Raw genomic sequence first — 16,136 nt, 5'->3', positions numbered from 1 at the left:
ACCATTCCCAAACAAGACCCGGGCCCAACATCGAGTGGTTAGGGAATGACATTCCCAACCTGGTGCCGATCGTGTCGGCGGTGTGCGACCATGAGGGGATCGGGAGGATGCTGATGAACGAATTGCCAGGCCCGGAGGCCCGGGCGGGCTCGGCAGTGGCCGAGTTGCCGGAGCGCGGCGAGCGGGAGCGTGCGCTGATCATGCGGGCCGCGCACCGGCTGATCGGCCGCGACGGCGGCGGTAGCACGTCGGTCGAGGACATCCTGCGGGAGGCCGGGGTCAACCGGCGCGTCTTCTACTGCCACTTCCGCTCCAAGGACACGCTCGTGCTGGCCATGCAGCACGAGGCCGGCGAGCTCGTCCGCCAGGGCCTGCAGGCCGCGGTCGACGGCGCCGACGACGGCCGCACAGCCGTCGTCGCCTGGATCGAGAAGTTCCTGTCGATCGGCTGGGAGGAGCCCCGGGCCCGCGAGGGACGCACCTTCATGGCCCCCGAGGTAGGTCTCGTGGCCGGCATCGCGGAGGCGCTCGAGGACATCTACGCCCGACACCGCGCCATCCTGGTGGACGCCCTGGCCCGGGGCCGGGCCGACGGAAGCCTGCCGGGCGCCGAGCCCGAACGCGACGCCTTCGCCATCCACGCGGTCACCCTGCGCTGCGTGGAGATGCGGGGCCGCCGCCGCCTGGACCGGCCCTACACCGCTGTGCGCGACGAGTTCGTCAGGCTCTTCGTGCCCCTCGCGCTCTGAGCGGGTGTACGAGGGGACCACGAATTATTCGGCGAATTACTCCGGCCCTCCTCCGTTGCCCGCTACGCGGCTATTGACATGCGGATGGAGCCGCGGTTGAAATTACGCTCGTCGGATCGGAAAATCCGAAGTCTGAAAGGGTCGGGTCGCCGTGTCAATCGAGAGATGGGCGCCGGAATTCTCTGTCCGCCGGAGGTGCGAGTTGCGGAATGCGCAGGACACGATGGAGTGGCCGGCGCACGGGCAGGCGGCGACCGGAGACGAAGCCGTGGTGGTGGCCCACGATGAGGGCTCCTGCCGCGGCGAGCCGCTGGTGATTCCCAGGGTCGACGTGTGGCGCGTGGACCCGGGCGGCACCGGCCGGATGCGCGGTTTCCGGGAGACCCCGGACCACATCCCCTACGGCCGGTGGACCGCGCGCGCCGGAAGCCTCCGGTGAGCGCCGCGGCGGTCTCGCTGCCGCAGCGGCTGTGGGACCTGGTCACCTGGCGGGCCGGGCGCACACCCGACCGGGTCCTGATCAGTGACAACCGCGGGCGGGCGCTGTCGGCGGCAGCCTTCCGCGACGCCGCGGAAAGCGTGGCCGCGGGCCTCGCCGCCCATGGGGTGGGCGAGGGCACGCGGGTGATGTGGCAGCTGCCGACCACGGTGGAGAGCGTGCTGCTGAGTGTGGCCCTGGCCCGGTTGGGCGCGGTGCAGAACCCGCTGATCACGGTGGCGCGGGAAGCCGAACTGCGCGCCCTGAACGAGCAGTTCCGGCCCGAGTTCGCGGTAGTGCCCACCCGGTGGCGGGGTTTCGAGCACGCGGCGACCGTACGCGCCCTGGGCGGACCGGGACTGACGGTGCTGACCTGCGATCACACCGAGACGCCCGCCGGCGGCCTCGCGCTCCCGCAGGCCGCTTCGCCCGGCCTGCCCCCGATGCCTGCCCACGACGGGCCCCGCTGGGTCTTCACGACCTCCGGCAGTACCGCCCGCCCCAAGGCGGTCCGTCACACCGACGCCTCCGTGTTCGCCTCGTCGAACGCCATGGTCGAGCAGCTCGGCATCGGCCCCGAGGACGTCTTCCCGATGGCCTACCCCTACCCGCACATCGGTGGGGTCGCCTGGCTGCTGACCGCCCTGCGCACGGGAGCCCGCCTGGTCGTGCTCGACACGTTCGACGCTGCCACCACCCCGTTCACCATGGCCGACCAGGGGGCGACCCTGCTGGGCAGTGCCACCCCGTTCTTCCACGCCTACATCGCCGCCCAGCGCGCGCACGGCCCCGAGCCGCTCTTCCCCCGCCTGCGCCTGTGCACCGGCGGCGGCGCGCCCATCGCACCCGACCTGGCCGGGGCCGTGCGCACCTCTCTGGGCGGACTCGGCATCGTCAACGGCTACGGGCTGACCGAGTTCCCCATCGCCGGCTTCCCGCGGCCCAGCGACCTCGCCGCCCAGGCCACCTCCGCGTGGCTGCCCGCCTCCGGTGTCACCGTCCGCATCGTCGGCCCCGACGGCACGGAGGTGCCCCGCGGCCAGGCAGGCGAGCTCCGGCTGCGCGGACCGCAGGCGTTCTCCGGCTACCTCGACGCCGAGTCCACCGACGCCGTGGACGAGCTGGGATTCGTTCGCACCGGAGATCTCGCCGTCCTGGACGAGCGCGGCCTGGTCGTCTTCACCGGCCGTCTCAAGGAGATCGTGGTCCGCAACGGCGAGAACATCTCGGTCGCCGAAGTCGAAGCCGTGCTCGCCACCCACCCCGCAATCGCCGATGTCGCCGTCATCGCCCTGCCCCACCCCCGGCACGGCGAGATCTGCTGCGCGGTGGTGATCCCCGCCCCCGACACTGAGCCGCCCACTCTGAGCGATCTGGCAGACCACTGCCGGAGCGCGGGGCTCGCCCGCTACAAGACCCCCGAGCGGCTGACGGCCATACCCGTGATCCCCCGCACCGCCATGGGCAAAGTCCAGCGCGAACGCCTGCGCCAGGCCGTACTCGACGCCGACCGGTCCACGGCCACGCCTCTCGCCGATGCTGGAGCCGCGAATCCGTACCCTATCGTTGAATAAGAACACCAATTCAACGCCAACTCTCACAAGTGAACGATCCGAGGAGTATTCACCAGTGCCGGCACTCCTTCGCCTGGACTCTTCCGCCGATCTCACGTCGTCGACCTCTCGACAGCTGACGGGAGTCTTTGCCGACACCTGGCGGGGACTGGGCCCGCGGCATTCCGTCATCGAGCGAGATCTGCACGTCTCACCACTGCCCCATCTCCCCGATGCCGCCCTGCACTACGCCCGGCGGTTGCGCACCGAGGACGAACGCCCCGACCCCTCGGCGGAACAGCTGCAGGACGAGCTCCTGGCGGAGCTCGAAGCCGCCGATGCCGTCGTCATCGGGGCGCCGATGTACAACTGGTCCATCCCGTCGACTCTGAAGGCCTGGCTGGACCACGTGCACGTACTCGGCACGACCGTGCCCTACGACACGAAAGACCAACCGCTGGCCGGAAAGCCGGTGGTCGTGATCTCCAGCCGCGGGCTGGAGTACGGCCCTGGCACGCCCGACGCGGACAAGGACCACACCATCCCGCCCATCGTGCAGATCCTGGGCACGTCGATGGGGATGGACGTCACCATCGTCACCGCGGATCTGACGGCCGTCCGACGGGTGCCGGCGATGGCGCGGCTGGCGGGGCGCGCCCAGGCGAGCCTCGAAGCAGCCACGGACCGGGTTCGAAGCCTCGCGGTGCAGCTCAACACCTGAGCTGTCGGGCGTACATGACCGGCGGGGCGCTGACGATGTGCTGACGTCCCGCCGGGCACGGCTGACAGCAGCGGCGGGCGGGCCGGTACCGCCGGTACGGCGCTGACCAGGTCGCCGTACTCGGCGCGTGCTGCCCGCGGCTCTCCACGGCCGGGCGCTCCCCTCGCCGCCACGCCTTCCCCGTCCGGCCGACGAGCCAGACGGTCCACATCGAGCGCCACGACCCATGCGCGGCGCGTCCGTCCGCCGGCAGCGTAGAAGCCGCCGGGGCGAGCGGGACACCGCGATGGGGACGCACCGGCCGGTCGCACCCCGCTCCGGCGACTCCTCTCGGCTTGGCCCTTGTCGCACTTCGGGGCGGCGGCACCGGGCTCGGGCAGCAGGCTCACCCGAGCACCGTGAGCCGGCCTGTCCGGGGTGCCGGCGCGCTGAGCAGTCGCAGCCACGGACCGGGGAGACGGTCAGGCGACGTGCCATCCCGTGTCGGCGGCGATCTTCGCGGCGTTGAGGAGCGCCGCGGCGTCCGAGCACAGCCACACGACCAGCTCGGCGATCTCCTCGGGCCTGATCAACCTGCCCACGGGCTGCACCGTCTCCAGGTGCCGGATCTGCCGCGGAGTCAGATACTGACGTGCCCGCTCGATGATGCCGGTGTCGACGTTGCCGGGGGCGATCGCGTTGACCCTGATGTTGTGCTTGGCGTAGGCCAGTCCCGCTGATGCCGTGAGCCCGACCACGCCGTGCTTGCTGGCGGTATAGCCGATGTCGGCCACGTTGCCCTTGTAGGTCGACTCCGAGGCGACGTTGACGATCGCGCCGCCACCGCGTTCGAGCATCCGCGGTATCTCGTACTTCAGGCAGAGGAAGACACTGGTGAGGTTCGTGCGCAGCACGCGTTCCCACAGATCCTCGGAGTAGTCGACAACCAGGTCCATCGTCTCCACGATGCCGGCGTTGTTGTGGGCGTAGTCCAGACCGCCGAAGGTGGCCACGGTGAAATCGACCATCTCGCGGACGCCCTCGGCGTATCCGACGTCGACGTGGACGGACTCGGCCTTGCCGCCCGCTTCCCGGATGAGCTCGACCGTCTCGGCCGCTTTCGACTGGTCGATGTCCGCGACGACCACTGCGGCCCCGCACTCCGCGAAGCGGAGGGCGGACGCGCGGCCCATGCCGTATCCGCCCCCCGTCACCAGCGCGACACGGCCGGTGAAATCGATCCGCACGGCGCCTGTCATTGGCTGCCTCCTTCTTCGACCCGGCAAGAAACACATGGCACTGCGTTCACAGCAGTTCGAGTGGGCACGGATGGCCACCCACGGATCCGGCGTCCACCCGCCGTCGCGGCGCTGGTTCAGAAGTGGTGCCGGGTGACGCTGTCGGCGACGCAGGCGGGCCGCTCGACCCCTTCGATCTCGATCGTGGTCCGCCACACCGCCTGCACGCCCGCGTCCGCCAGGGCCTCCGCCTTCAGCAGTTCGGTGTGCGCCCGTACCCGCGAGCCGACCCGCACCGGGGTGATGAACCGCACCTTGTCGAGTCCGTAGTTGATCCCCATCCGGGCTCCCTCGACGCGGTAGTTCTCCGCTGCGAGTGCGGGGATGAGGGACAGGGTCAGATAGCCGTGCGCGATGGTCGCGCCGAACGGGCCGTCCTTGGCACGTTCGGTGTCGACGTGGATCCACTGGTGGTCCCCTGTGGCATCGGCGAACCGGCTGACGCGGTCCTGGCTGATCAGCAGCCACGCGCTCACTCCCAGTTCGCTTCCGCTCGCCGCGACGAGATCGTCGGCGTCCGTGAACACCCGCATCCGCAGCACTCCTCGCCTTACCCAACCCGGCCAGCAATGTTGAATTTATCTATCTAATTATTCCACAGTTGTCACCGCAGGGCAGCAAGAACACCCACCTTGTCCGTCAAGTGCCCTGCACATCCACCAGGAGCTTCATCTCCAGCCCCGCATGGAGCCGGTGGAAGCCGTCCGGGACGCAGTCCAGCCCGATGTGCCGGACCCAACCATCCATGGGGTAGGCGCCCTTGGCCATCAACTCGATGACTTCGGGAAAGTCACCGCGATACCCGCAGGAGGCGATGATGTCGATCTCGCCGAAGAACGTCTCGACCGGGTCATAGGTCACCGGCTTGGTGTAGGAGGCGATGACGACCATCCGCCCGCCGGGTGCTGCGGCGGCGAGGCCCGTATGGAACGCGGGCTCCACGCCGGCCGCGTCGATCACCACACCGGCGCCCTCCCCTGCGGTCACAGCCCTCACCGCGTCGACCAGGTCCACCTCCTGGGGGTCGAGCACGTGCACGTCGCCCCCGCCGACGGCCGTGACCGCCGCGGTGACGGCCGCTCGGCGCCGGGCCGCGGGCTCGGACACCACGATCCGCTCCACACCGCGGGCCCGCAGGTCCAGCACGGCGGCCACCCCGATGGGGCCCGCGCCCAGGACGAGTGCGACCTCGCCAGGACGCACGCGGCTGCGGGTCACTCCGTGGTGTGCCACCGAGACGGGTTCGACGAGCGCCCCCTGGAGCGCGTCGACGGTCTCGGGAAGCCGGTGCACCATCCCGGCGCGCACCACGGTCAGCCCGGACATGCCTCCCCCCTTACCGGACAGGCCGTGCCAGACCGCGCGGCGGCACACGTTGTACGCGCCTCGACGACACGAAGGGCACGTCCCGCAGGTCCACATGGGTTCGACCGCCACCAGGACTCCCGGAGGAAGGCGGCTTTGGTCGACACCCGGGCCGGCGCCGACGACCTCCGCGGAGAACTCGTGCCCGAGAATGATCGGCGGCTTGACTCCGTGCCGCGGCCCCTCCTGCCAGAAGTGGAGGTCAGAGCCGCAGATCCCGTTGTACAGCGGGCGCAGCAGCACCTCGCCATCGCCTGGGGAGGGCTCGTCGATCTCGTGCTCGACCCGCACGTCCTGGGCGCCGTACAGAACCGCGGCCCGCATGAGGGGCTCCTCTCTCCCACCAGCTCTCTAGTGCAATTATTTAACTACTAAACATGCTAGTCTGGAAGACCACGAACGCATCCCCCTCTGACCGACACGGAGGCCACGCGAGTGAGCGTCCAGCGCGCCATCTGGTCACGGTTCGAACCCGTCGACCTCAACGAGCACGAGCTGGCACTGCAGCAGCACGTGCGCGAGTTCCTGCGGGAGGAGCTGCCCCGCGGTACGTACGTTCCCGGCCTGGGTATGAACGCCGCCCCCGACCCGGAGTTCTCCAAGAAGCTCGCGACCCGCGGCTGGCTGGGTATGGCCCTGCCCAGGCGTTATGGCGGCGGTGACCGCTCGGTGGTCGAGCGCTTCGTGGTCACCGAGGAACTCCTGCGCTGGGGCGCCCCCACCGGTCACCACTGGATCGCGGACCGGCAGAGCGGGCCGGTGATCAACCGCTTCGGCACCGAGGAGCAGAAGACGCGCTTCCTGCCCGGGATCTGCCGCGGCGAACTGGCCTTCTCCATCGGCATGAGCGAGCCGGACGCCGGCAGCGACCTGGCCTCGGTCAAGACCCGCGCGGAGCGGGTCGACGGGGGCTGGCTGGTGAACGGCACCAAGGTCTGGACGACCGGCGCGCACCGCAACGACTGGCTCATCACCCTGTGCCGTACCACCGAGGAGGCGGACCGCCATCGCGGCCTGAGCCAGCTGATCATCGACCTGCGTGGCGACGGCGTCCAGGTCAAGGGCATTCCGTTCCTGGACGGGACCTCGGACTTCAACGAGGTCGCACTCAGGGACGTCTTCGTACCTGACGACCTGCTCCTTGGCGAGCCCGGAAGCGGGTGGGCGCAGAGCGGCTCGGAGCTGGCGTACGAACGCGGCGGTCCTGAACGCTGGTTGTCGACGTACATCGTCGCCGAGCAGTTCCTGCGCGAACTGCAGGCCGAGGGGCGGCCGCTGCCCGCTGGAGTGGCCCAGCTGTTCGGGGAGGCCGTCGCCCGCTGGTGGTGCCTGCGCGGCATGTCGCTGGGTGTGGCGCGCCGGCTCGACGCCGGTGAGAACGCCGCGGTGGACGCCGCCCTGGTCAAGGAGATGGGTACCCGCTTCGAGCAGGACGTGCTCGCGGCGATCGAGCGCCTCGCCGATCTCGAACCCTCGCCGCAGTCCGCCTCGCTCTTCGAGCGGCTGTTGGTGACGTCCGTACTGGCGGCCCCGTCGTACACACTCCGTGGCGGCACGACAGAGGTTCTGCGTTCCGTGGTGATGAAGGGGCTGACCGCATGACCGACACCATGCTGAGCGAGACCGTCGACCGCCTCTTCGGGTCGCTCTGCGACGGCCCCGCGCTGGCCAAGGCCGAGGAGGCGGGCTGGGCGCCCGAGATGTGGTCGGCGACCGCCGAGCTGGGGCTGCCGTGGATCGGGCTGCCGGAGCGGGCCGGCGGCCAGGGTGGCACCCTCTCGGACGCGTCGGAGGTGCTGCGGGCGGCCGGCGCCCACGCGCTGCCGCTGCCCCTGGCGGAGACCGGACTGCTCGCGGGCTGGCTGCTGGCCGGCGCGGGCGTACAGGTGCCGCAGACACCGCTCACGGTCGTCCCGGGTCGCGCCGAGGACACGCTGCGCCTTGAGCACGGCAGGCTGTACGGCACCGCCCACCGCGTCCCCTGGGCGCGTTCGGCGGGGCAGGTCGTGGCACTGCTGCAGACCGACGGCGACCTGCGGGTCGCCGCCGTGCCGGGCGATTCGGCACAGGTGACGAAGGTGGTCGATCTCGCGGGTGAGCCGCGTGACACCGTGTCGTTCGACGGGGCCGTGCCGAGTGTGCTCGCGCCGGCCGCCGTGGACCGGGAGGCGCTGCTGTATCGCGGTGCGCTGGCCCGCGCCGTTCTGATGGCGGGCGCGCTGCAGCGGGTATGCGAGCTGACGGTCCGTTACACGCGTGAGCGTGAGCAGTTCGGACGTCCCGTGGCACGGTTCCAGGCGGTGCAGCAGCTCGTGGTGACCGTTGTCCAGGAGACTGCCGCGGTCGGCCTTGCGGCCGCCACGGCGGTCCGCCGGACGGAGCTCGGTGGCGGGAGGTTCGAGATCGCTGCCGCCAAGCTCCTGGCCAACCAGGCCGTGCACACCGCCGTACGCGCCGCCCACCAGGCCCATGGAGCGATGGGCGTGACCCAGGAGTACCCGCTGCACCACGCCACCAGGCGGCTGCGGGCCTGGCGGTGCGAGTACGGCGACGAGCGGACGTGGAGCACCCGCCTCGGCGACGCCGTGACCTCGCTCGGCGCCGACCAGCTCTACCCGCTCATCACCGCGGGCTCGGCGCTGCCGGTCTGACCTGCGCCGGCTTCCCTGTGACAAGGCTCTGCCCCCACCGGAGTCCGGTGGGGGCAGAGCCTTGTCATCCAGCCGTGTCAGCGTGAGCGGAACTTCTCGATCGTCTTGCGGATGTCGTCGGTGCCGAACGACTCGCCCTCCGCGGCCAGCGCGTACGGCAGCACCAGGTTCGCGGCCTGCTGAAGGTGCAGGTTCACCGCGCGCTTGGTCTCCTGCACGGCCTGCGGGGGCTGCGCGGCGATGCGGTGGGCCAGCGCCCTGGCCTCCGCCAGGAGCGTGTCCCCGGGCACGACCCGGTTCGCCAGGCCGAGGGCGACGGCCTGCTCCGCGGGGATACGGTCGCCCGTGAACAGGTACTCCTTGGCCTTGAGGATGCTGGTCATCAGCGGCCACGACATGGCCCCGCCGTCGCCCGCGACCAGCCCGATGCTGACGTGCGTGTCGGCCAGATACGCACCGTCCGCCATCAGCACGATGTCGCAGAGCGTGGCGACGCTGCAGCCGAGTCCGACGGCCGGACCGTTCACCGCCGCGATCACCGGGATGTGGAAGGCGAGCATCTCGTCCACCAGCCGCCGCGCCGCACGCAGCGAGGCCCGCCGGTGCTCCGGGTCCTCGAAGTCGCGGATGAAACCGGGGATGTTGCCGCCCGCGCTGAAGGCCCGTCCGGCACCGGTCAGCACCACGGCGCGGCACTCGGGATCCTTCGCCAGCTGGGACCAGACGTCGATCATCGCGTCATGCAGCGGGTCGCTGAAGGCGTTGAGCTGGCCGGGGTTGTTGAACGTCACGATGCGCACGGCGTCGTCGGACTCGACGAGCAGCTCCGGGGGAAGGTCGTAGGTCATGTGGCCCTCTTCTGATGGTGTGGAATGGGGTGCCTGGTCGGCGGGGCGTGCGCGCTACGACCAGCGGAACACCGGATCGCGCTTCTCCAGGAAGGCCCGGCGCGCTTCCTTCGCGTCCTCGAACCGGGACAGGCGCGCGGTGTAGTCCTGTTCGACGGGGTAGGCCTGCTCCACCGGAAGGTCTTCGGTCCGCAGGATCACGTCCTTGGCCAGGCGGACCGCGATCGGGCTCTTCTCGGCGAACTCGGCCGCGAGCCGCCGTGCCTCGCCCAGCAGGTCCGCCGGCTCGGTGACGCACTCCACGGACCCGAGCCGGTACAGCTCCTCGGCACCGACGAGTTCACCGGTGAGGTACATCTTCCGCGCCTTGTACGGGCCGACCAGCCGCTGGAGGTGCGCGTACCCGCCGAGGACGCCCACCTTGATCTCGGTCATCCCGAACCGGGCAAGCGTGGAGGCGACGATCACGTCGCACTGGCTGATCATGGCCAGCCCCGCACCGATCGCCGCGCCGCCGACGGCGGCGACCACCGGCACCGGGCAGTGGCGGATGGCGCGGAAGCACTCGCGGGGGGCGAGCCCCGGGTCGATCTGCTGGGCAGGCGGCCGCTCCGTGGAGATCCCTTCCGCGCCCAGCCGCCGCTCCGAGGCACGGACGTCCGCGCCCGCGCAGAAGACCCGGCCGGCGGCGGCCAGCACCACGGCACGGGTGCTCCGGTCATCGGCGATGGTGCCGAAGACGTGGGTGAGTTCGGCGTACGTCCGGTCGTCCAGCGCGTTGACGGGGGGCTTGTCGAGCGTGACGACCGCGACCGGCCCGTCGTGCTCGACCGAGAGGTGTTCCAGCTTCACGGGGTTTCGCTCCTCACTTGACGGCCAGGTGTCCCGGTCACTCGTCCTCGCCCGTCGCGGCGGCCCGGCCGCGGATCATCCGCGAGGGCGAGTACTCGAGGACCACCTCGCCGAGCTGGTTGACCACCTGGTTCCGCTCGGTCACCACACCCCGGTCGCCCTTGCTGGTCAGCCGGGTCTTCTCGATCTCGACCACCACGTAGAGGGTGTCCCCGACGTACACCGGACCGCGTGCGGCCAGTTCCATGCCCAGGAAAGCCAGGCCCGTGCGCTGGATGGCGTTGGTCTGGAAGACGAGCCCCTCGGCCAGGGCGAAGGTCAGCGCGCCGGGCACCAGCCGTCCGCGCGCTCCGTCGCCGGCGCTGCCGACCCGGGCGTCCAGGAACAGGTTCTCGGTCAGGCCGGCCAGGCCGACGAACATCACCAGGTCGGTTTCGCTGACGGTGCGGGCGCTGGTACGGAAGCGCAGGCCGGGCTCGATGTCCTCGAAGAACCGGCCGTGGTGCAGAAACGGTGCGTCAGGTGCCTCAGGCATTGCTGGTCTCCTGTTCAGGGGTGCCGTCTGCCGCGGCATCCTCCAGCAGGCGCCGCAGCACCTTGCCCGCCGGGTTCCGAGGGATGGCGTCGACGAAGCGCACGCCCTTGAGGTGCTTGTAGCGGGCCAGGCTCCGGGCGACCGCGTCGAGCAGCTCCTGCTCGCCGATCTCGCTGCCCGGCGTACGGACGACCGCGGCCCAAGGGGCCTCTCCGGTACGCGGATCGGGGACGCGGTAGACGGCGCAGTCCGCGACGCCGCTGACCTGGTAGAGGATGTTCTCGATCTCGACCGGCGCCACGGCGAAGCCGGACACCTTGATCATCTCCTTGGTGCGGCCGGTGATCCGCAGCCAGCCGCCGTCCTCAAGCCGTCCGACGTCGCCCGTACGGTAGTGGCCGTCGGAGAGGAAGATCCCCTCGTTGGCCTCCTCCGGCAGGTAACCGAGCATGCGGTACGGCGCGTTGACCGTGATCTCGCCCTCCTCCCCCGGCTGCACGTCCTCCTCGGTGCCGGAGCGGACGATGCGCAGCGACAGGTCCGGGGCCGCGATGCCGGGTGAGTCCATCCGCCAGGTCTCCGGCCGGGCGACCACGTTGCAGAACATGTCCGGCGATTCGCTGCATCCGTAGGCGTGCAGGAAACGCACGCCGGAGCGGGCGGTGATCTGGTCGGCCACTTCCGTCAGTCCCGCGGTGGCCGCCCAGACGAAGTAGCGCAGCGAGGACAGGTCGTACTTCTCCAGGTCGGGTTCGCCTGCCATGGCCACCGCCACCGGGGCGGCGCCGAACCCGACGGTGACCCGCTCGCGTTCGATGTGCCGCAGCACGGTGTGCAGGTCGAAGCGCGGGAAGAGTGTGGTGCGGGCGCCCGCGGCTATCGCCGCCGTGCTGGTGCTGATCCCGTACACGCTGCCCAGCGGCAGGAAGAACTGCAGCCGGTCCTTCTCGGTCAGCACGCACGAGGCCTTCCAGGCGATGCTGGCAGCCGTGAGGGAGCGGTGGCTGTGCCGGACGGCCTTGGGCATTCCGGTGGTGCCCGAGCTGAAGACCAGGAAGGACTCCAGCGTGGCCAGATCCCCGGCAAGCTCGGGAAGGCGCGTCCCGGGATGGTTGTGTACCAGGTCCCAGAAGGACAGCCAGCCCTCCGGCGCATCCGCGTCCACGCAGATCCGCACCTCGGGTCGGTAGCCGGAGCGCTCCACGGTCACCGCGGCCGCGGCGTCGGCGACGACCAGCCGTGGACGGGTCAGCGACAGGGCGTACGCCATCTCGTGTTCGGTCCACGAGGGGTTCGGCAGTGCGACGGAGGCGCCGGTGTCCAGGAAGCCGTACGAGGCAGGCAGCCACTCAAGGCGGTTGTGCATGACCACGGCGGCGCGCCGGCCGGCCTCGAGCCCGAAGCCGGTGCAGGCGCGCGCGAAGGAGTTGCTCAGGCCGTCGAGCTCCCGAAACGTGAGTGTGTGGGCACCGTGGTCCAGCGCCACCCACTCGGGGTGGCGGTCCGCGGCGTCCCGCAGGAAGTGGGTCAGCGGGCGGTCGGGGTAGTGCAGTGGCGCGCGCCGAAGCATGGGCCGGACCTCCAATCGAATGCACACGATCATCTACCTGATTGCACTTCATGTACAGACAGCCGCGACTGCGGGACGAGACGGACGCCAGGGCTGGACGAGAAGTAGCTTAAACATTAATCTCAATAAGCTGCTTTCGGTTGTGGACATGGAGGTTCGCGGTGGCAGGGATGCTGGACGGGCGTGTGGTCGTCGTGACGGGCGGCGGCCGGGGGATCGGGCGCGCACACTGCCTGGAACTCGCGAGCCACGGCGCCACCGTGGTCGTCAACGATCTCGGGGTCGGGCTGCACGGGGACACCGTCGGTGAGTCGCCTGCCGAGGAGGTCGTGACGGAGATCAGGAAGCTCGGCGGGACCGCGATCCCGGACTCGACGTCAGTGACCGACTGGGACGGGATCGGGCGGCTCATCGAGCGGGTGGTGGAGGAGTTCGGCCACCTGGACGGTGTCGTCAACAACGCCGGGATCCTGCGCGACGGGATGATCACCACGATGCAGGAGGCGGATCTCGACCAAGTCCTGGCCGTCCACCTCAAGGGCACCTTCGCCCTGACCCACCACGCGTGCGCGCACTGGCGCGCGGTCGTCAAGGCGGGCAGCGAGGTCTCCGGACGCATCGTCAACACCACGTCGGGTACGGGGCTGGCCGGACAGGTCGGCCAGGCCGCATACGGCGCGGCCAAGGCCGGCATCGCCAACCTCACCATGATCACCGGCATGGAGATGGGCCGCTACGGAGTCACCGCCAACGCCGTCTCCCCCGTGGCCTTCACCCGGATGACCGCCGGCTCCGCGCTGACCGAATACACCCCGCCTGCCGACTGGGACCCGATGGCCCCGGAGAACTCCTCACCTGTCGTCGCGTGGCTCGTCTCGGAGGCGTCGGACTGGCTGACCGGCGCCGTCCTGCGTGTCGACGGCGGGACGGTGCACCGCACCCAGTCCTGGACCCTGCTCGGCAGCCACTCCTCAGCCGGCGGTGGGCGCCTGTCCGCCGAGGAGATCGACGCCGGGCTGCGCACCGTGTTCGGCGTGACCCCCGGCGGCATCCCGTCGCTTACCCGCCGCTGAATCCCGTACCGCGACATCGACGTGGAGCGACGTGATGGAACGTGATGGAACGTGATGGAAAGGTCCCGGTGATGACGCAGATCAGCACCATCAGCACCTACCTCCCGCCCTGGGAGGACTCCGGCCGGCGCGTGCCCGGCAGTGATGAGGACGCCGTCACCATGGCGGTCGAAGCCGGGCGTGCCGCGCTGGAGAAGGCCGGGCACGGCTCGGTGGAGCGCGTGGTCCTGGTGACCCGCGACCTGCCGTTGCTCGAAGGCGGCAACGGCGCGGCGCTGCTTGCGGGCCTCGGCCTGCCTGCGGACGTCGAGGTGGTCGAGCGGGTCGGCGGGGCACCTGCCGCACTGGACGCCGTCCTGTCCGCGCGACCACAGACGCTCGTGGTCGGCGCCGACCTGGACCCGGCCGGCGCCGGCGCCGTGGTCGTGTCGACCAGTGGACTCCATCTGCGGCCGGTGGGCCGGATCTCACGGAGCCTGCCCGTCCAGGCCCGCTCCGCGGACGGCATCACGTACCGGTACGGCGACCCCCGCCTGCTGCGCGAACGGGGCCTGAAGGCATCCCTGGAGCGGACCCTCCCGGAAGGCAGGCCCGCCGCGGTCGCCGGTGTGCCGTACGGGCAGGGCCGCGCGCTGTGTGAGGGCGAGCCGCCGCGGCTGCCCAGCCTCGGTTCGAGCGCGACGTTCTTCGCGCTCGCCGCGCTGGCCGAGCGGAAGGCGCCGGGCGTCCTCGTCGCCGTGGAGGAAGCGACGGTCACGGCGTCGATGGTCGAGGCGGCCTCGAACGCGACCGCCTCGGTACAGCGGCTGGAGCCCGAGGCACGTCCGCTCCCGGTCTCGAAGGCCGCTCCGGGGCCGGAGATCCCCATCTCGCTCGCGGCCTACGAGCGAGCCTTCGAGCCGAAGGTGCGCTGGGAGGCCGCCCGTTGCGAGGGCTGCGGAACCCTCGCCCATCCCCCGCGGTACCGCTGCCGGGAGTGCGGCGCCGAATCCCGTTGGGAATCGGTTCCCCTGCCGCGCCGGGCAGAGGTGTACACCGCGGTCACCGTGCGCACACCGGTTCCCGGACTGCCGACGCCGTACAGCCTCGCCGTGGTCCAGCTGGACGGCTCGGACGTACGCGTGCTGGCCAAGACCACGGCCGCGGAGGCGGGTTCGGTGTCCATCGGTGACACCGGGCGGATGACCCTGCGCCGCGTCGCGGTGCGGGCGGGCGTGCCCGACTACGGGTACGCCTTCTGGCCGGATGGCCCGTCGGACCGTGCGGAGGTGGCCCGATGAGGAGGGTCGCACTGGTGGGCGCGGGGATGACCCCGTTCGCCGAGCACTTCGGCCTCGGCATCAAGGACCTGCTGCCGATGGCGGTCACCGAGTGCGAGCGCTCGGTGGACAAGGGTTTCGACCGCTCGGACATCCAGGCCGCCTGGTTCGGTGAACTGAGCACCACGGACGGCTTCCCCTCGGGCATCCTCGCGGATGCCTGCGGACTGGACGACGTACCGGTGACCCGGGTCGAGAACGCCTGCGCGACCGGCAACGACGCACTGCGCAACGCCACGTTCGCGGTGGCGTCCGGTTACGTCGACGTGGCTTTGGTGGTCGGCGGGGACAAGGTCCGCGAGTCCTCCGCCCGGTCGACGTTCTGGGAATGGGCGGGCATGACCCGGGACATGGCCTGGGACTACCCGCTGGGCCTGATCGCGCCCGCGAACTTCGCCCTGCACGTCGCCCGGTACCTGCACGAGTCGCCGGCCACCCGCGAGCACATGGCCATGGTGGCCGTGAAGAACCACCGGCACGCGGTGAACAACCCCAAGGCGCAGCTACGCTTCGAGATCACCGTGGAGCAGGCGCTGGACGCCCCCATGGTCGTGGATCCCTTCGGCCTGTACGACTGCACACCGCAGAGCGACGGCGCCGCCGCACTCCTTGTGGTGGGCGAGGAGGTGGCCGATCGCTACACCGACCGGCCGGTGTGGGTTCGCGGTGTGGGTCTTGGCCTGGACCGGGTGATGCACCAGCACAAGAAGGACATGACCACCTTCCCGGCAACGGTGCGCGCGGCCCGGCAGGCGTTCGGCATGGCCGGACTCACCCCCGCGGACATCGACGTGGCAGAGGTCCACGACTGCTTCACCGGGGTCGAGATGATCAGCTACGAGGACCTCGGCTTCGCCGACCGTCTCGGCGCCTACAAGCTGGTCGAGGCCGAAGCCACCAGCGTGGGTGGCCCGATACCGGTCAACCCGAGCGGAGGGCTCAAAGCCAAGGGGCATCCGCCGGGCGCCACCGGTGTGGCCCAGTGCGTGGAACTGTTCGAGCAGTTGCGCGGCGAGGCCGCCAACCAGGTGGACGGCGCGCGCGTCGGTCTTGCCCACAACATCGGCGGACCGACCGCCGTCTCCGCGGTCACCATCCTCGGCGTCGACCATGGGTGAGGCCATGGCACGTAGCGGTGGGGAAGG

16 protein-coding genes are annotated in these 16,136 nt (G+C 70.7%); 9 read left to right on the top strand and 7 right to left on the bottom strand.

Features of this window, described 5'->3' with window-relative positions; genetic code table 11:
* Nucleotides 1-113: 113 nt before the first annotated feature.
* From ACGFZQ_RS28385 to ACGFZQ_RS28370, 4 genes are all read left to right on the top strand, one after another.
* Entirely contained in the window at nucleotides 114-749 is a 636-nt protein-coding gene (locus tag ACGFZQ_RS28385; RefSeq protein ID WP_393842696.1) for a TetR/AcrR family transcriptional regulator, read from the top strand.
* Nucleotides 750-951: 202 nt separating this feature from the next.
* On the top strand, nucleotides 952-1,188 hold the full coding sequence (locus tag ACGFZQ_RS28380) for a hypothetical protein (RefSeq protein ID WP_393842695.1): 237 nt from the start codon (nucleotides 952-954) through the stop codon (nucleotides 1,186-1,188).
* Nucleotides 1,185-2,801, top strand: a complete 1,617-nt coding sequence (locus ACGFZQ_RS28375; protein ID WP_393842694.1) for a class I adenylate-forming enzyme family protein — start codon at nucleotides 1,185-1,187, stop codon at nucleotides 2,799-2,801. The genes ACGFZQ_RS28380 and ACGFZQ_RS28375 overlap by 4 nt, the downstream gene beginning before the upstream one ends.
* A 55-nt stretch (nucleotides 2,802-2,856) precedes the next feature.
* A complete protein-coding gene (locus tag ACGFZQ_RS28370) occupies nucleotides 2,857-3,501 on the top strand; it encodes an FMN-dependent NADH-azoreductase (protein WP_393842693.1) in 645 nt (214 codons plus the stop codon).
* 461 nt (nucleotides 3,502-3,962) lie between these two features.
* On the opposite strand, the gene ACGFZQ_RS28365 is transcribed toward ACGFZQ_RS28370, so the two are convergent.
* The 3 genes from ACGFZQ_RS28365 to ACGFZQ_RS28355 form a co-directional block, all read right to left on the bottom strand.
* The gene (locus tag ACGFZQ_RS28365) at nucleotides 3,963-4,739 is read right to left on the bottom strand and encodes an SDR family NAD(P)-dependent oxidoreductase (RefSeq protein ID WP_393842692.1); all 777 of its coding nucleotides are present in this window, start codon (nucleotides 4,737-4,739) and stop codon (nucleotides 3,963-3,965) included.
* Between the two features lie 116 nt (nucleotides 4,740-4,855).
* Nucleotides 4,856-5,320 carry a MaoC family dehydratase gene (locus ACGFZQ_RS28360; RefSeq protein WP_393842691.1) on the bottom strand — a complete coding sequence of 155 codons (465 nt, stop codon included), beginning with the start codon at nucleotides 5,318-5,320 and terminating at the stop codon, nucleotides 4,856-4,858.
* A gap of 97 nt (nucleotides 5,321-5,417) precedes the next feature.
* Nucleotides 5,418-6,467: an alcohol dehydrogenase catalytic domain-containing protein gene (locus ACGFZQ_RS28355; protein WP_393842690.1), complete on the bottom strand. Its 1,050-nt coding sequence runs from the start codon at nucleotides 6,465-6,467 to the stop codon at nucleotides 5,418-5,420.
* A 111-nt stretch (nucleotides 6,468-6,578) separates the two neighbouring features.
* On the opposite strand from ACGFZQ_RS28355, the gene ACGFZQ_RS28350 reads away from it, so the two are divergent.
* Together ACGFZQ_RS28350 and ACGFZQ_RS28345 are read left to right on the top strand one after the other, a co-directional pair.
* Complete coding sequence (locus ACGFZQ_RS28350) at nucleotides 6,579-7,745, top strand: acyl-CoA dehydrogenase family protein (RefSeq protein WP_393842689.1); 1,167 nt, start codon at nucleotides 6,579-6,581, stop codon at nucleotides 7,743-7,745.
* On the top strand, nucleotides 7,742-8,794 hold the full coding sequence (locus tag ACGFZQ_RS28345; RefSeq protein WP_393842688.1) for an acyl-CoA dehydrogenase family protein: 1,053 nt from the start codon (nucleotides 7,742-7,744) through the stop codon (nucleotides 8,792-8,794). Before ACGFZQ_RS28350 ends, ACGFZQ_RS28345 begins: the two co-directional genes overlap by 4 nt.
* A gap of 77 nt (nucleotides 8,795-8,871) precedes the next feature.
* Here the strand turns inward: ACGFZQ_RS28345 and ACGFZQ_RS28340 are convergent, their stop codons facing one another.
* From ACGFZQ_RS28340 to ACGFZQ_RS28325, 4 genes are read right to left on the bottom strand one after another with little or no spacing between them, the layout of a single operon-like run.
* Complete coding sequence (locus ACGFZQ_RS28340) at nucleotides 8,872-9,642, bottom strand: enoyl-CoA hydratase/isomerase family protein (RefSeq protein ID WP_393842687.1); 771 nt, start codon at nucleotides 9,640-9,642, stop codon at nucleotides 8,872-8,874.
* Nucleotides 9,643-9,696: 54 nt separating this feature from the next.
* Nucleotides 9,697-10,494: an enoyl-CoA hydratase-related protein gene (locus tag ACGFZQ_RS28335; protein WP_393842686.1), complete on the bottom strand. Its 798-nt coding sequence runs from the start codon at nucleotides 10,492-10,494 to the stop codon at nucleotides 9,697-9,699.
* 37 nt (nucleotides 10,495-10,531) lie between these two features.
* Nucleotides 10,532-11,029, bottom strand: coding sequence for a MaoC family dehydratase N-terminal domain-containing protein (locus ACGFZQ_RS28330; RefSeq protein ID WP_393842685.1), 498 nt, complete (start codon nucleotides 11,027-11,029; stop codon nucleotides 10,532-10,534).
* A complete protein-coding gene (locus ACGFZQ_RS28325; RefSeq protein WP_393842684.1) occupies nucleotides 11,022-12,599 on the bottom strand; it encodes a class I adenylate-forming enzyme family protein in 1,578 nt (525 codons plus the stop codon). Before ACGFZQ_RS28325 ends, ACGFZQ_RS28330 begins: the two co-directional genes overlap by 8 nt.
* Nucleotides 12,600-12,769: 170 nt before the next feature.
* Between ACGFZQ_RS28325 and ACGFZQ_RS28320 the strand changes: the two genes are divergently transcribed.
* The 3 genes from ACGFZQ_RS28320 to ACGFZQ_RS28310 all read left to right on the top strand — a co-directional run bounded on the left by ACGFZQ_RS28320 (nucleotide 12,770) and on the right by ACGFZQ_RS28310 (nucleotide 16,109).
* Entirely contained in the window at nucleotides 12,770-13,672 is a 903-nt protein-coding gene (locus ACGFZQ_RS28320) for an SDR family NAD(P)-dependent oxidoreductase (RefSeq protein WP_393842799.1), read from the top strand.
* Between the two features lie 71 nt (nucleotides 13,673-13,743).
* On the top strand, nucleotides 13,744-14,952 hold the full coding sequence (locus ACGFZQ_RS28315; RefSeq protein WP_393842683.1) for an OB-fold domain-containing protein: 1,209 nt from the start codon (nucleotides 13,744-13,746) through the stop codon (nucleotides 14,950-14,952).
* Nucleotides 14,949-16,109 (top strand): acetyl-CoA acetyltransferase, encoded by a 1,161-nt coding sequence (locus tag ACGFZQ_RS28310; protein WP_393842682.1) that lies wholly within the window; start codon nucleotides 14,949-14,951, stop codon nucleotides 16,107-16,109. Before ACGFZQ_RS28315 ends, ACGFZQ_RS28310 begins: the two co-directional genes overlap by 4 nt.
* Nucleotides 16,110-16,136 lie beyond the last annotated feature (27 nt).

Origin of the sequence: Streptomyces sp. NPDC048254 (assembly GCF_043201895.1) — a bacterium.
Classification (GTDB): Bacteria; Actinomycetota; Actinomycetes; order Streptomycetales; family Streptomycetaceae; genus Streptomyces.
Note: the sequence above shows the minus strand (reverse complement) of the source record. Positions and strands in the feature narration are given on the sequence as shown.

Coding starts and splice junctions, on each gene's coding strand:
- ACGFZQ_RS28385 (WP_393842696.1), top strand. CDS start 114: ATGAACGAATTGCCAGGCCCGGAGGCCCGGGCGGGCTCGGCAGTGGCC.
- ACGFZQ_RS28365 (WP_393842692.1), bottom strand. CDS start 4,739: ATGACAGGCGCCGTGCGGATCGATTTCACCGGCCGTGTCGCGCTGGTG.
- ACGFZQ_RS28355 (WP_393842690.1), bottom strand. CDS start 6,467: ATGCGGGCCGCGGTTCTGTACGGCGCCCAGGACGTGCGGGTCGAGCAC.
- ACGFZQ_RS28345 (WP_393842688.1), top strand. CDS start 7,742: ATGACCGACACCATGCTGAGCGAGACCGTCGACCGCCTCTTCGGGTCG.
- ACGFZQ_RS28340 (WP_393842687.1), bottom strand. CDS start 9,642: ATGACCTACGACCTTCCCCCGGAGCTGCTCGTCGAGTCCGACGACGCC.
- ACGFZQ_RS28330 (WP_393842685.1), bottom strand. CDS start 11,029: ATGCCTGAGGCACCTGACGCACCGTTTCTGCACCACGGCCGGTTCTTC.
- ACGFZQ_RS28325 (WP_393842684.1), bottom strand. CDS start 12,599: ATGCTTCGGCGCGCGCCACTGCACTACCCCGACCGCCCGCTGACCCAC.
- ACGFZQ_RS28320 (WP_393842799.1), top strand. CDS start 12,770: ATGCTGGACGGGCGTGTGGTCGTCGTGACGGGCGGCGGCCGGGGGATC.
- ACGFZQ_RS28315 (WP_393842683.1), top strand. CDS start 13,744: ATGACGCAGATCAGCACCATCAGCACCTACCTCCCGCCCTGGGAGGAC.
- ACGFZQ_RS28310 (WP_393842682.1), top strand. CDS start 14,949: ATGAGGAGGGTCGCACTGGTGGGCGCGGGGATGACCCCGTTCGCCGAG.